Source organism: Mesorhizobium sp. CU3 (assembly GCF_006442965.1).
In the GTDB taxonomy this organism is placed as follows: domain Bacteria; phylum Pseudomonadota; class Alphaproteobacteria; order Rhizobiales; family Rhizobiaceae; genus Mesorhizobium.
In genome coordinates this window covers 41,010-54,450 of the sequence record NZ_VFWX01000016.1, presented here as the reverse complement: position 1 = coordinate 54,450, position 13,441 = coordinate 41,010, and the positions used below count along the sequence as shown (strand labels likewise).

The window sequence follows — 13,441 nt, the reverse complement described above, 5'->3', positions numbered from 1 at the left end:
CGCTTAATGAGAATTAACCAAGTTCGTGGAACCGAGCTTATATTAGCAGTTCGTTTGCCTTCCCGCGGCAAGATGGCCCGACGCAACGGAATCCGGAACGCAACGGGGAGCAATGGCATGCGCATCGATTTGTCCCCCACGAGCTGGGGCAGGGTCCTGGTGGTCACCATCGCCGGCACAGCTTTTTTCATCGGCGCCGCGTTCTTCGTCGATTCCTTCAACTTTCCCTCGCTGTCGCCGGAAGCTTTGCTCTGGGCGCAGCTTACGGATCTGTTCCTGCCGCTGATCCTGGGTGGCTCGTTCCTGTTCTTCCTGATGTGGAAGATGCGTCAGTTGGCGATCGCCCAAAAGGAGCTCAGCATCGTCGCGGCGACCGACAGTTTGACAACCGTCTTCAACCGCGGCGCCTTCTCGATGTTGGTCGAGGCCTATCTCGAGCAGGCGCGCGGCCATACGGTCGCAGACGCCGGCGCGCTGCTGATCGTCGATGCCGACCATTTCAAGTCGATCAACGACCGGCTCGGCCACGATTGCGGCGACCAGGCGCTGAGGCTGATCGCCGCGACCATCAAGGGGCAGGTGCATGGCGCAGACATTGTCGGCCGCATCGGCGGCGAGGAATTCGCCGTCTTCCTGCCGGGCGCCGACGCCGCGCGTTCCTTCCTGGTCGCCGAGACCATCAGGCGCTGCATCCGCGAGGCCGAGTTCGCACCCGACGGCCGTCCCTGGCCGCTGTCGGTCAGCATTGGCGGCATCGCTTTCAGCGGACCCACCACCTATCACGACATGTTCCAGGTCGCCGACCGCCACCTCTACAAGGCCAAGTCCAATGGCCGTGATCAGGTGAGCCTCGAGAGCTCCGTCCCGCGCAGCGCGCTTGCCGGCGGCACGATGCACTGAGCATTTTCGCGATTTCACGCTTGAATTGCGATGGAACGCGCGCAGCCAACTGTTCCGTAGTCAGCGATCAGGCAGTTTGGTGCAATCCAGGAAACCATCGCAAGAAAGCCCGCCGGGGATCGGCGGGCTGTTTAGCGGATATGTCTTTAAGACCGTGGAGAACTGCTGGGGGCTCAGGCGGCGAAACCGCCATAGCCGCGTGCGACGGGCTTCACCGAAATGACCGGGTGATTCGCCGGCCACAGGACACCGGTGGTCGCGGCGAAAGTGATCAACGCGTCGCGTGCGGCCTCAGTCGAGATTTCACCTTCGCGCGCAGCCTCGCAGGCTTTCACTGCGGCGCCATAACTCAGACGCCGGCGCGACGGCGGGAACTCGGTCAGGAATTCGTGCATGTCGGCAAGTGACGCGATCATGCGCTTGTGGCCGGCGCCGACGCTAAGGGCGACCGGGGTGAAGAACATCCTGTCGTACATTCGGACCTCATTTACGGGCTGCGGAGGATGGCGGGGCTGCCATCCTCCTGTCTTGGGTAGGACGCGCTCACAACGCGTCTTGCGGTCGGAGGTTCCGAAGCTCTGAGCTTTTTGCGCGGTCGCGGCTGGCCAAACTGAAGGCCGCCACCCCTGCAGGGAAGCGGCCTTGCAGTGCACAGCGATAAGCGGCTCGTATGCTCAAGCCTACCAGTCATTTCTCATTTTGCAGATCTTGACCTCGCGGATCACCGGATGGCCGTTGCGCCAGCGCTTCTCGATCTTCACGCGGCATTTGCGGTCGTGGTGGCGGTCGCGCCAGTGATCGCGGTCGCGATCGCGGTGATGGTGCCGCCAATAGGCGTCGTCATGGCGCATATTGTCGTCGGTGGTGATCACCAGGCTTGCCGCCTTCGACGGCACGGACATAGCGGGGAGGGCCGTAATTGAAACTGCAGCGGCAATAGCGGCCAGCATAAGGGTCTTCATATTTCCCACTCCTCTAATTAGGATTAGCTAACGAAATGGTTCTGCCGTGGAAAAGGCTTGGCGGCCTGGAAAGTTCCATCTTATTTTATTGGAAAATGACTGTCAGCTTTTCACGAATGACTGTCAGAGACGTCACTTGAGCTTGCTTGCGTTGCAAAAAGTTCAAATAAATACAGTGCCTTGTCGATCCCGGCTTTTCGAGAATTCGCCGCCTATTTCCACATGCCGCGCATGCGCGCGCCGAGATCGACCTTCACGCCCGGCCTTTGGCGCGGGTCGTCCTTGAGGGCGGCACTTGCCCAGGAGGTCTGCTCGAAGGCGGCAAGCATCGAAGCCGGGATGAAGCGGGTGCGCGAGGCATAGACATGGCGGTCGCCGCGCGCCGGTTGGTTGTGCGGATAAAAACGCTGCGGCACCACCAGATGCAGGCTGTCCTTGGCCCTTGTCATCGCCACATAGAGCAGCCGACGCTCCTCCTCGATGTCCTCCTTGGTGCCGACGCCGAGATCGGCCGGAATGCAGCCATCGACGGTGTTGAGCACGAAGACATTCTTCCACTCCTGGCCCTTGGCCGAATGGATGGTCGACAGGATGAGATAATCCTCATCGCGGTGCGGTGGGCCGGCCTGGTCGCTGGTGGCATCGGGAGGGTCGAGCGTCAGCTCGGTCAGGAAACGTTCGCGCGAAGGATAGGTCGAGGCGATCTGCTCGAGTTGCACAAGGTCGGCGCGCCGCGTGATCGCATCCTCGTGGATGCGCTCCAGATGCGGCTCGTACCAAAGCCTGATCCGTTCGAGATCGGCCGGCCATTTGGGACCGGCGCGCAAGCCGCTATAGATGTCGAGGAAGACTGGCCAATCCTGCGCGGCGCGCTGCGGCGGCCGGAAGCGGGCGAGGCCCAAGGTCTCGTCCAGTGACGTCGCCATCTGATCGACGATCTGCGAGGCGGCGGACGGCCCGATCCCGGCCATCAGCTGCAGCACGCGAAAACCGGCGACACGGTCGCGCGGGTTCTCCGCGAACCGCAGCATCGCCAGCATGTCCTTGACATGCGCGGCGTCGAGGAATTTCAGGCCGCCGAATTTGACGAAGGGGATGTTGCGGCGCGTCAGCTCGACTTCCAGCGGCCCGCTGTGGCTCGAGGTGCGAAACAGAACCGCCTGCGCCTTCAGCGCCGTGCCGGCCTCGCGCTCGGCGAGGATCTGGTCGCAGACGTAATTCGCCTGCTCGGCCTCGTCGCGCACGCTAACCAACTGCGGCTTGTGCGAGGAGCGCCGCTCGGTCCAAAGGTTCTTGGTGAAGCGCTCTGTGGCCTCGCCGATCACCTTGTTGGCGGCGGCAAGGATCGTCTCGGTCGAGCGGTAGTTGCGCTCCAGCATGACGACCGCGGCGGGCGTTGCGAACTGTTTTGGGAAATCGAGGATGTTGCGAACTTCCGCCGCGCGGAAAGAATAGATCGACTGCGCGTCGTCGCCCACCACGGTCAGCCCGGCGCCGTCCGGCTTCAATGCCAGAAGGATCGAAGCCTGCAGCCGGTTTGTGTCCTGGTATTCGTCGACCAGCACATGGTCGAAGCGGCTGGAAAGATGCGCCGCGATCTCCGGCTCGGCCGCCATCTGCGACCAGTAGAGCAGGAGGTCGTCGTAATCGAGCACGTTTTGCGCCTGCTTGGCTTCGACATAAGCCGCGAACAGCTCTTTCAACTGATCCGCCCACGCCGCACACCACGGAAAGGCCGAGCCCAGCACTTCGCCCAGCGGCGCCTGGGCGTTCACCGCCCGCGAATAGATCTGCAGGCAGGTGCTCTTGGTCGGAAAACGGCTTTCGGTCTTCGAGAATCCCAGCTCATGCCTGGCAAGGTTCATCAGGTCGGCGGAATCCTCGCGATCATGGATGGTGAAGGCCGCATCGAGGCCGATCTGCTCGGCATAGTCGCGCAGCAATCTCGCGCCGATGCCGTGGAACGTGCCGGCCCAGGCCAGCGCGTCGGCGATCACAGCCGCATCTCGCCCCAGTACCTCGCCGGCGATACGCTCGACGCGCTTGGCCATCTCGGCCGCGGCGCGGCGCGAAAAAGTCATCAACAGGATGCGGCGAGGGTCTGCGCCCTTGACGATGAGGTGCGCGACGCGATGCGCCAACGTGTTGGTCTTGCCGGAGCCGGCGCCGGCAATCACCAGCAAGGGTGCCGCCACCTTGCCGTCGCCATGCACCACCGCCAGCCGCTGCTCGTCGTTCAGCTGGGCGAGGTAGGCGGGCGCTTCGAAGGACGAATCACGAGCGGCTATGTTCATCGCCCATCAAGCATCGTTTCCGCTTTGTTCGCAATAATTTCCTCGCCTCGCAAAAGCGGGAGAGGTGGCCGCGCAGCGGCCGGAGGGGCGTTTGTTACCGCTTCGGCTCAACACCCATCGCCGCCGACTGCCGCCGCAGCGTGCGTCTTTCGTCGCCGGGCATATCCAGCGGCGCGATGTCGTTGGGCACCTCGTCGATGATGCGCATCGTGGCGCGGTAGGCGGTGTAGGCGAAAAGGCCGGTCAGCAGCAGGCGGATCATGATCGTCTCCTCGGGCGGTTCGATTGGATCGGATTTCAACCGGAACCTGCGCGATTGGTTCCGACGCCATGCGCAACCAACCCGAAGCGCTCCCGTTTGCCCTTGAGACAAACTTGACGAATGGGAGGAGGTCGTCATGAAGAAACTTGCCATGCTGCTTGCGGCAGGGATCGCGCTCACCTCCTGCGACGGAAGCACGCCGCCGACCAAGGCGCCGGGCGATGCGATCAACCAGACCCCGCAGAATCCGACGCAGCAAATCACCACGGGCGGCGACCAGCCGGGCAAGGCGCCAAGGCAATAGCGACGGCCAAGGTTTAGTCTGGCTTATGCTCAGGGCTCAACGAAGAAGGCCGGCGCTGCTTGGGAGGAAGCTGGATAGCGCCGGCCAAGCGGGAAATCAGGCCCGCCGCAAAACAGACGATAGCTGAGTCTTGCCGCTACGTCATGGAACGGCTTGAGGGATTGGTGGACAACTGCAGGAAATCGCCCGGATAAATGGCGAAAATCTGCAAAGTGTTGCCCTGTTGCTTCACCCGTGACGGCCTATTGTCCGGCGGATCTGCACACTCCCGGAAAAAGATGCGGAAGGTTCTTGCCATTTTGCTCGTTGTCGCGTCGCTCGTTATCGCGGCGCTGGTCGCATGGGCGGTCGCCTACAATTATCAGAAACGCCTCAGCGACCGTCAGTTGATTTCGATTGCGGCAACCGACGCTGCGAAATGGAACCATGGGTCGATCACCTACGCTTCCGCTGGCGAATTGATGGCGGCCAATCCCGGCTGCTGCATTGTCAGGCATTCCAGCCACGAATGGCTACGCTTCCCGGCCCGGCTCTACGAGGACGGCGTATCGGTCGTGCAGATGAGCTATCTCATCGCAAGAGCACCAAAGCCCAAATACCATCTCCGTGAGGCCGCAATCGGTGCCGATGGCCGGATATTGGAGACCAGAGGCATCGAGACAAACACGCGGGAGCGGTGGTAGCCGGTAACCAGCAGGCTCACGCCATCGCCTGGCGGCGCCTCACCGGTACGCCGTCGATCTCCTGGTCGAGCTGGCGCTGCGTCAGCGCCGCCTCGGCCACGACCCACCGCTTGAACAATTCCACCTTGCGGGCGCCGAGCGCATTGATCGGGCTGACGAAATACCAGCCGGCGGTGTTGGGGTGGTGGACGGCGAAGGGCGCCACCAGCCGCTCGGCGCGGATGTCGCTTGCCATATAGGCGCGATTGGCCACCGCAAACCCCATGCCGGCATTGGCCGCCTCGTAGGACATCATGCAACTGTCGAAATAGACGCTTCTGGTCTCGCCCAGCACGAAGCTCGCGCCGGCAAAGCCCAGCCACGATTGCCAGTTCTGCGTGCAGGTGTCGGAGTGGAGCAGCGTGAAGTAGCGCAGATCCTCCGGCGTCACCATGGATAGCGGCTTGTCGCCCAGCACTTCGTGGAACAGCCTCCGGCTGCAGACCGGCGTCAGATCCTCCTTGAACAGGAGCTCCGAGGCCAGGCCCGGGAAATTGCCGTCGCCGTAGCGGATCTCGAGGTCGTATTCCGACGTCGAGAATTCATGCGTGGCATAGGAAGTCGACACCCGCATCTCGATGTCGGGAAATTGCCGCTGGAAGGAGAGCAGCCTGGGAAACAGCCAGCGCGCTGCGAAGGTCGGCAAGACGCATATCCTCAACACATGCGCCTGCGACTGGCCCGTCGCCTCCATGCTGGCCGCCACGATCCGCTCGAGTGCCTCGCGCACGCGCGCAACATAGGTCTCGCCTTCCGGCGTCAGCGACACCGCGTTGCCGCCGCGCTCGAATATCTTGAAGCGCAACTGGTCTTCCAGGCTCTTCACCCGCTGGCTGACGGCCGAGGCGGTGATGAACTGCTCCTCGCCGGCACGCGTGAAATTCCGGTGCCTCGCGGCACTCTCCACGATTTTCAGTGAGTTTAGGTTGACCTGACTGAGCAGACGCACCGGGTTTCGACCTTAAGCTGGGCTTACGCTACCACCAGCATTCCTAAATTTACAGGGGGGTATGATTAATTGACTGTTAACCAAGTGTTGCCCCCACCTTGGAGAAGTAGAATGAACGCTCACACAATCCCCGAATTGCGCTGCGCGATGAGCCGCGAGGCCATCATTGGTCACGACACCGCCTGGAAAGTATCGACCTTCGGTGTCGCTCAGTATCGCCACGGCTACGATCCTGATTTGCTTGCCGCGATCGAGGAGGCGGCGCTCAAGCTCAAGTCCAGCCATGCCGTGCACAAGCATCTCGACCTCACCTTCATCACCGGCGCCGACCGCTACATCCCGGAGATCAAGGAACTTTTGCACGACAAACTGCGCCTGGAGCGGTTATCCGACATGATGGGCACCAAGCTCGAACCGTACCCGCTGTCGATCGTCGGCTCGACCGTCACCTTCATGAATCCCAAGGACGGCGCCGTGGAATGGCATTGCGACGGCGTTCCGGTGACGGAACTCATCCCGTTGTCGATCAGCGACCCTCTCATCGGCGGCCATCTTGAGATCTATTGTGACGATTCCGAGACCGGCCGCGCGATCCTGGAGACGGGCCGCGAGCTGCCGCGCAACAAGATCATGCGCATCGACCACAAGATGAATTACGCCACGCTCGGCCAGTTCCTCGGCGTACTGCACCGCACCGCCCCGATCCAGCTCGGGAACCGCGTCACCCTGGTGCTCAACCAGCGCTCGGCGACCAAGCCTTATGTCGACGACAACCGCATGTTCTACCTTGCCGCCGACAACGACCACGACCGCGCCTGGGTCAACGAGCTTGCCGACGATGTCTGGACCAATCAGCTGCCCGCCTATCGGCGTCATGCCGAGGAGCATCCCGTGCCGCAGCCGGCCGCCGAACCGGTTTCCGGCGGCGCGCGGGAGTCATGGTAGGTAGGCGATGACGTCGCTTGAGCATTTCGCGGCCAGATGGAATCTCTTGGCGTCGCGGAAATGCGGCCGGGGTGGAGGGCCGAAGCAGGTTGCGTCCCGCTTTGGCCGCCAGTCGCCTTCGAGGTCGCGGAGCCCAGGTCCGGTCATGGTTGAAAGGCAACGCAATTGGTCCGGCGCGGCGCCGGCCTTCGCCTTCGGCGCGGTAGGCCTGTGGGCCACCAACGCGCTTGTCGGCAAGACGCTGCTTGCCGCTCATCCGGTATCGCATGTGCAGTTCCTGCAGTTCTGCGGCGCCGCGCTGGTCTTCGCGCTGATCGGGTTCTTTTCTCCCGTTCGCCCGCAAGGAATGAAGGGCGGCGTGGCGCTCGCTGCCTATGCCGTCGGATTCATTGGCCTGGTCGGCACCATGATGCTGCAATATATCGCCTTTGCCTCCATGCCGGTCATCGAGGCCAATCTCGTCGCCTATACCTGGCCGCTGATGATGGCCGCCGCAGTGATCGTGCTTGGCCGGCCGCGGCGCCCCTGGCTGCTTGGGCTGGCGGCGCTGGCCGGTTTCGTCGGCGTGGCGCTGGTGATGTCAGGCGGGCGTTCCCATTTTTGGTCCGGGGAGGCTTGGACCGGCGGAGGCAGCCTCGCCGGTTATTGCGCGGCCTTCGGCTCGGCGCTCTGCATGGCTTTCTATTCGCTCGCGGTCGGCCGCCTCGGCGTCGCACCTGAGCGGCTCCTGCTGCCCTCGGCGCTGGTCGGTGTAGCGCTCACTCTCGCTTGGTGCCTGCATGACGGATTCGCCCTTCCGGCAGGCGCGGATCTTGTGCTCGGGCTTTACCTCGGCGCCGGCCCGATGGGGCTCGGCTACTATTGCTGGTCGCGCGCGGCCAAGCTCGACCAGGGCGGCAGGATCGCGATCGTCGCCTATCTCACGCCGATCGCATCAACGCTTCTCCTGGCGCTGTCGGGCGAAAGCCTGTCGAGGATGGCTGTTGCCGGCGCCGTCCTCGTCATCGGCAGTTGCCTTGCGGTCGGCATCGAAGGTACGGAGGCTCAGCACCATGCCCGCGACAATGGTTGACGAGGACGAACGCCGCGCCAGGCAGGAAGCGCGCTGGCTGAAAAAGGAATTCGGCGCCGAGGCGCCGCTCTATGCCGCCATGAAAGCCGAAAAGGCCATCGAGCAGAAGGATTTCAGCCGCTGCGCGCGCTGGAAGCGCGTGCTGGAGATCCTGGCCGACAAGTCATCCGCGGAATTCAGGGGCCACGCCGCCGCAAAATGAGCGGCTGGTCACTTGGCTGCCGAATCGGGCATGGTCGGTCGTCCAGCCGGCGCAACCTGGTAGACGCCGGCACTTGACCTGGACTTCGTTCTTTCAGCAACTTTTACTGCATATCGAAGTGCTGTTGCGCCTTTTACGCATCCGGCCGGACCGCCGGCGCTATAGCGTGCATGCTATAGCTATTAGAATTCCTAACTTGCGCGTTTGCGGTCCGCGTAGAAACATCCCCCTGTATTGAGTCGCGTAGCTTTACTGACTCTGGGCGGTCCGTTGGGGGGCTTGTCCAATTCGATACACCACAGAAAAGTCTTCAAAATAGCTGGCGAATTGAAGGCCGGCACAAGGTGAAAAAATTGTCCAACATCGACGATAAAACAGCAATCGAACTGACGGCCGACATTGTTTCGGCCTATGTCGGCAACAATCCGCTCCCGGCCTCCGGCCTGCCTGATCTGATCGCAAGTGTCAGCGCATCGGTGCGCAAGCTGGCCGGCGGCGCAGCCCCTAAGGAGGCCGTGGCGCTGACGCCCGCCGTCAACCCGAAGCGCTCCGTCTTCCCCGATCACATCATCTGCTTGGAGGATGGCAAGAAGTTCAAGTCGCTGAAGCGCCACCTCGCGACCGATCACAACCTGACGCCGGACGAATACAGGGCCAAATGGGGCTTGGCCGCCGACTATCCGATGGTTGCGCCGAGCTATTCGGCCACGCGCTCGGCGCTGGCCAAATCGTCCGGCCTCGGCCGCAAGCCGGCCGCCGGCGACGCAGGCAAGGCCAAGCGCAAGGCCAAGGCCTGAAGCATGCTGCCTGTGGCGGATGATGTCGTGTCATCGTCTTGGCGCGACCATCTGGTCGCCCTTGGCGCATTGCGCCGCAGGGTGGCGGTGCAGTCTTCGGTCGACGCGGGCCAAGGCGTCAAGGCGCGCCGCGTCCTGTTCTCGCCGGGCAAGCCGATCGGCGATATGCTGGCCGCACTTGGCGCGCTCGATCATTTCGAGCGCGCCATCGTCGAATGCGCCGGTCGACAGGATATCGAAGCCAGGCGGCTGAAATGCCTGGCCATTCTGGATCGCCTCATTGCGAACACTCGGTAGCGCTCGGGCAGGCATAGCAGTTCCATGAAACGCGCGTAGCTGGAGAGGTTCGCCCCTTCCGTGAACGCTGCGAAAACGCTCTACGAAACGCTCCTGTCGTTTTATTGAGGTCGCCTGGTCGGCCGCCCGCGCTTGGGATCCCGCTCGTCGGCAAGGCTCTCAGCCTCGACCGCCGTCATTTCAAGAAGATAGACAAGCATCTGATAGCGAGTGCGCGACAGCATCTTCGCCAGTTTGCGCGTGATCTCGGCGACATATCTCAGCGTGCGTAGATCGTTGGCCGCCCCGTCCATCGTGAGCTCCTGACATAGCCAGTTCAATTGGCCAAGTTCATTGGGCAAAGCAATCTTTGGCGCCTACGCACGACTCACGGCGCATTCGCAGGTTCGCAGGAACGCGATAAAAACAAAATCAATTTTCGGTAAGCATCCGGATTGGACCAAAAGATTTCGGCCACTTTTTTTGGTGGTATCGGTTTTGCCACACTAATATAGGAATAGGTGGAACTTGCGGTCGTCTTCCTTCGCCGGTCTGATCTTAAGCAAGGCCATGGCGATTCTTAAGCAAGGCCATGGCGATCGTCGCTGACGGTGAAGTTGTGGGGAGCGGCCGCCCGTCGCCAGAAGGTTTACCGGCCGGGCAGCGTTGCCTCGCCGACACCCGTCAGTCGGGCAAGTCGTAGGGCGTTGCGGCGTCGCTCTGGTCCTCGAACAGCATCACCTGCGTCGCCAACGCTGCCGTCGTGGCGACCTGAAAGAAGATGAAGGCGAGAGCGAAATAGCGGATCACCGGCCTCAAACGCTCGAGGCTCGATCTGGTTCCCCGGCATTTCTCTTGCGAAGCGCTTATGTCCCGTGCAAAAGCCCGGCCATGCTTATCATCAACGACCTCTCGCTGCGCATGGCGGGGCGCCTGCTTCTCGATCATGCCTCGCTAACCCTGCCGGCCGGCACCAAGGCCGGCCTCGTTGGCCGCAACGGCACCGGCAAGACGACGCTGTTCAAGGCGATCACCGGCGACTTCCCGTCCGAGACCGGCTCGATAAGCCTGCCCAAGAACACGCGTATCGGCCAGGTTGCGCAGGAAGCGCCGGGCACCGAAGAGCCGCTGATCGAGATCGTGCTCAAGGCCGATGTCGAGCGCCAGGCGCTGCTTGAAGAAGAAAAGACCGCCAGCGATCCGCACCGTATCGCCGAGATTCATACAAGGCTCGCAGATATCGACGCCCATTCGGCCGAATCCCGCGCCGCCACCATCCTGGCCGGCCTCGGCTTCGACGATGCCGCGCAGAAGCGCCCGGCCTCGTCATTCTCCGGCGGCTGGCGCATGCGCGTCGCGCTGGCCGCGGTGCTCTTCTCCGAGCCCGACCTTTTGCTGCTCGACGAGCCGACCAACTATCTCGACCTCGAAGGCACGCTGTGGCTGGAGAACTACGTTTCGAAATATCCGCACACCGTGCTTCTGATCTCGCACGATCGCGACCTGCTCAACCGCGCCGTCAATTCCATCGTCCATCTCGACCAGCAGAAGCTGACCTTCTGGCGCGGCGGCTACGACCAGTTCGAGCGTCAGCTCACCGAGCAACGAGAGTTGCAGGAAAAGAGCCGCGTCAAGCAGGAAGCGGCGCGCAAGCATATGGAGTCCTTCGTCGAGCGTTTTCGCGCGAAAGCCTCGAAGGCCAGGCAGGCGCAGTCGCGCCTGAAGGCGCTGGAGAAGATGAAGCCGATCGCGGCGCTGGTGAACGACACGGTGCGGCCGTTCTCCTTCCCCGAGCCGGTGAAGACGGTCGCCTCGCCGATCGTGGCGTTGAACAGCGTCAATGTCGGCTACACCGAGGGCAAGCCGATCCTGAAGAAGATGACGCTGCGCATCGATGCCGACGACCGCATCGCGCTGCTCGGCGCCAACGGCAACGGCAAGTCGACCTTCGCCAAATTGCTCGCCGGCCGCCTCAAGGCCGAAACCGGTACGGTGACTGTAGCGCCGGGCCTGAAGGTGGCAATCTTCGCACAGCATCAGCTCGACGATCTGCGTCCCGAGGAAAACGCCTATGAGCATGTGCGCCGGCTGATGCCGGATGCGCCGGAAGCCAAGGTGCGCGCTCGCGTCGCCGAATTCGGCCTGGCGACCGAGAAGATGAACACCGCCGCGAAGGATCTGTCCGGAGGTGAGAAGGCGCGGCTTTTGATGGGCCTGTCCGCCTTCGAGGGGCCGAACCTCTTCATTCTCGACGAGCCGACCAACCATCTCGACATCGACAGCCGTGAATCGCTGATCCATGCGCTCAACGATTTTCCCGGCGCCGTGATCTTGATCTCGCACGACCGCCATCTGCTCGAGGCGACCGCCGACCGGCTCTGGCTGGTCAAGGACGGCGCCGTCCACCCCTATGACGGCGACCTCGAGGATTATAAGACGCTGGTCACCGGCGTCTCGCCCAACCGCCGCGAGCAGAAGGAAGCCGACAAGGCCTCGAAAGCCGACCGCCGCCGCGAGGCCGCCCAGCGCCGCGCCGCGTTCGAGCCGCTGGCGAAAGAAATCCGCGCCACCGAGGCGCTGATGGACCGCATCCGCAAGCGCATCGACCTGATCGAGGACGAGCTCGCCAACCCGGCGATCTACGAAAAGGATCCCTCGACCGCGACGCGTCTGGCCAAGGAGCGCTCGCAATTGGCCGCCACGCTGGCGCAGAACGAGGATAAATGGCTGGCGATGTCGGCGGAGTATGAAGAGGGGATTGCGGAGTGATTGGCTGATCGCCCTCCTTGTGGGGGAGATGCCCGGCAGGGCAGGGGGCGCTGTCCCGCCAACATGCCAGTTCGTTACTCGATCGACTGCCGGTTTGGCTAAAGCAAGCCATTTCCAAGGCCGCGTCCTTTCACATCACTCTGTCCTGCCGGAGGTCTCCTCTACGAGGGGGATTAATCCTTTGGCCCTACACGGCGCCGCCTTGCCTGGTTAATCTCACCCCATTGCAACCGGGTTATCCCATGTCAGTCATTGACGAGTTCATGAACGAGTTTGCGCGCGAGGATGGGTTCTACCTCGGCCTTCATCAACGCCAATTCGATCCAGTCGCAGCTGAACGCGCTTTGCAGATTTTACGGCGGGTTGAATTCGGAGCTGATCATGGCGCGAATTACCGCCTCATCAGCATTCTGTACGAAGCGGAGGTGCAACTCGGCATTTACGCCTACTTCAATCGCGACGACCAGGAATTCAATAAATACAACGACTTGATTTTCTCTGAGATCACCGATCGGTTCAACTCTGTCCGGACACTGGGCGAGACACTAACTGCACGCAATGTGGGTGCATTGCTTGAGTGTAGGGAGTGGCGAAAGAACGATGGAGCATCCGAAGCCGCAATCGGAAAGCTCTGGGGTGTATCACCCATGGTGCTGCCTCAGTCCTATTTCAGCTTTCTCGTACTCAGCAACGGTGGCGAAGGTCCACTGCCAGTGCAGCCGTGGTGGTTTGTCCTGGATCCCGCAGAAGAGGTCATCGAGACGGTGCAGGCAGGAAGATTCAAAGAGTTCTTTCCCGGCCTCTTCGTTATCGGCGGCAACGGCGCCGGCCAAGCAATAGCATTCGATCTTCGCTCTGATGGATCTTGCCCGGTGGTCGCGTTCGACATGACAAACAGCAATTTCGACGAAAGCGTTTTGCCAATCGCACCTGACTTCGACACACTCATCGAGATGATTGGCCTTTCGGGCGAATAGCACGGCGACG

Annotated in this window: 17 protein-coding genes; 10 read left to right on the top strand and 7 right to left on the bottom strand. The window is 62.1% G+C overall.

Going from position 1 to position 13,441, the window contains the following annotated elements; translation table 11 throughout:
- The first annotated feature begins 117 nt into the window (after nt 1–117).
- On the top strand, nt 118–900 hold the full coding sequence (locus FJ988_RS22770; RefSeq protein ID WP_140820589.1) for a GGDEF domain-containing protein: 783 nt from the start codon (nt 118–120) through the stop codon (nt 898–900).
- Nucleotides 901–1,073: 173 nt separating this feature from the next.
- Here FJ988_RS22770 and FJ988_RS22765 read toward each other — a convergent pair whose 3' ends face one another.
- From FJ988_RS22765 to FJ988_RS30930, 4 genes are all read right to left on the bottom strand, one after another.
- Entirely contained in the window at nt 1,074–1,376 is a 303-nt protein-coding gene (locus FJ988_RS22765; RefSeq protein ID WP_140820588.1) for a DUF982 domain-containing protein, read from the bottom strand.
- A 204-nt stretch (nt 1,377–1,580) separates the two neighbouring features.
- Complete coding sequence (locus FJ988_RS22760; RefSeq protein WP_140820587.1) at nt 1,581–1,862, bottom strand: hypothetical protein; 282 nt, start codon at nt 1,860–1,862, stop codon at nt 1,581–1,583.
- 212 nt (nt 1,863–2,074) lie between these two features.
- Entirely contained in the window at nt 2,075–4,156 is a 2,082-nt protein-coding gene (locus FJ988_RS22755) for an ATP-dependent helicase (protein WP_140820586.1), read from the bottom strand.
- 94 nt (nt 4,157–4,250) lie between these two features.
- Nucleotides 4,251–4,418 (bottom strand): hypothetical protein, encoded by a 168-nt coding sequence (locus tag FJ988_RS30930; RefSeq protein ID WP_181183639.1) that lies wholly within the window; start codon nt 4,416–4,418, stop codon nt 4,251–4,253.
- Nucleotides 4,419–4,554: 136 nt separating this feature from the next.
- Between FJ988_RS30930 and FJ988_RS30925 the strand changes: the two genes are divergently transcribed.
- Entirely contained in the window at nt 4,555–4,722 is a 168-nt protein-coding gene (locus FJ988_RS30925; protein ID WP_181183638.1) for a hypothetical protein, read from the top strand.
- A 194-nt stretch (nt 4,723–4,916) separates the two neighbouring features.
- A complete protein-coding gene (locus FJ988_RS22750) occupies nt 4,917–5,405 on the top strand; it encodes a hypothetical protein (RefSeq protein WP_140820585.1) in 489 nt (162 codons plus the stop codon).
- Nucleotides 5,406–5,421: 16 nt separating this feature from the next.
- Here the strand turns inward: FJ988_RS22750 and FJ988_RS22745 are convergent, their stop codons facing one another.
- Entirely contained in the window at nt 5,422–6,393 is a 972-nt protein-coding gene (locus tag FJ988_RS22745; RefSeq protein WP_140820584.1) for a LysR substrate-binding domain-containing protein, read from the bottom strand.
- A gap of 111 nt (nt 6,394–6,504) precedes the next feature.
- Between FJ988_RS22745 and FJ988_RS30920 the strand changes: the two genes are divergently transcribed.
- From FJ988_RS30920 to FJ988_RS22715, 5 genes are all read left to right on the top strand, one after another.
- The gene (locus tag FJ988_RS30920) at nt 6,505–7,338 is read left to right on the top strand and encodes a hypothetical protein (protein WP_181183637.1); all 834 of its coding nucleotides are present in this window, start codon (nt 6,505–6,507) and stop codon (nt 7,336–7,338) included.
- Between the two features lie 145 nt (nt 7,339–7,483).
- Nucleotides 7,484–8,410 (top strand): DMT family transporter, encoded by a 927-nt coding sequence (locus FJ988_RS22730; RefSeq protein WP_140820583.1) that lies wholly within the window; start codon nt 7,484–7,486, stop codon nt 8,408–8,410.
- Nucleotides 8,403–8,612 carry a hypothetical protein gene (locus FJ988_RS22725; RefSeq protein ID WP_140820691.1) on the top strand — a complete coding sequence of 70 codons (210 nt, stop codon included), beginning with the start codon at nt 8,403–8,405 and terminating at the stop codon, nt 8,610–8,612. The genes FJ988_RS22730 and FJ988_RS22725 overlap by 8 nt, the downstream gene beginning before the upstream one ends.
- Before the next feature lie 353 nt (nt 8,613–8,965).
- Nucleotides 8,966–9,409 carry a MucR family transcriptional regulator gene (locus FJ988_RS22720; RefSeq protein WP_140820582.1) on the top strand — a complete coding sequence of 148 codons (444 nt, stop codon included), beginning with the start codon at nt 8,966–8,968 and terminating at the stop codon, nt 9,407–9,409.
- A gap of 27 nt (nt 9,410–9,436) precedes the next feature.
- The gene (locus tag FJ988_RS22715) at nt 9,437–9,706 is read left to right on the top strand and encodes a hypothetical protein (RefSeq protein ID WP_140820581.1); all 270 of its coding nucleotides are present in this window, start codon (nt 9,437–9,439) and stop codon (nt 9,704–9,706) included.
- Between the two features lie 101 nt (nt 9,707–9,807).
- Here the strand turns inward: FJ988_RS22715 and FJ988_RS22710 are convergent, their stop codons facing one another.
- Together FJ988_RS22710 and FJ988_RS31440 are read right to left on the bottom strand one after the other, a co-directional pair.
- Nucleotides 9,808–9,999 (bottom strand): hypothetical protein, encoded by a 192-nt coding sequence (locus FJ988_RS22710; RefSeq protein ID WP_140820580.1) that lies wholly within the window; start codon nt 9,997–9,999, stop codon nt 9,808–9,810.
- A 370-nt stretch (nt 10,000–10,369) separates the two neighbouring features.
- Entirely contained in the window at nt 10,370–10,495 is a 126-nt protein-coding gene (locus FJ988_RS31440; protein WP_281407756.1) for a hypothetical protein, read from the bottom strand.
- Between the two features lie 81 nt (nt 10,496–10,576).
- Between FJ988_RS31440 and FJ988_RS22705 the strand changes: the two genes are divergently transcribed.
- Nucleotides 10,577–12,454, top strand: coding sequence for an ABC-F family ATP-binding cassette domain-containing protein (locus FJ988_RS22705; RefSeq protein ID WP_140820579.1), 1,878 nt, complete (start codon nt 10,577–10,579; stop codon nt 12,452–12,454).
- Between the two features lie 242 nt (nt 12,455–12,696).
- A complete protein-coding gene (locus FJ988_RS22700) occupies nt 12,697–13,431 on the top strand; it encodes an SMI1/KNR4 family protein (RefSeq protein ID WP_140820578.1) in 735 nt (244 codons plus the stop codon).
- Nucleotides 13,432–13,441: the final 10 nt, after the last annotated feature.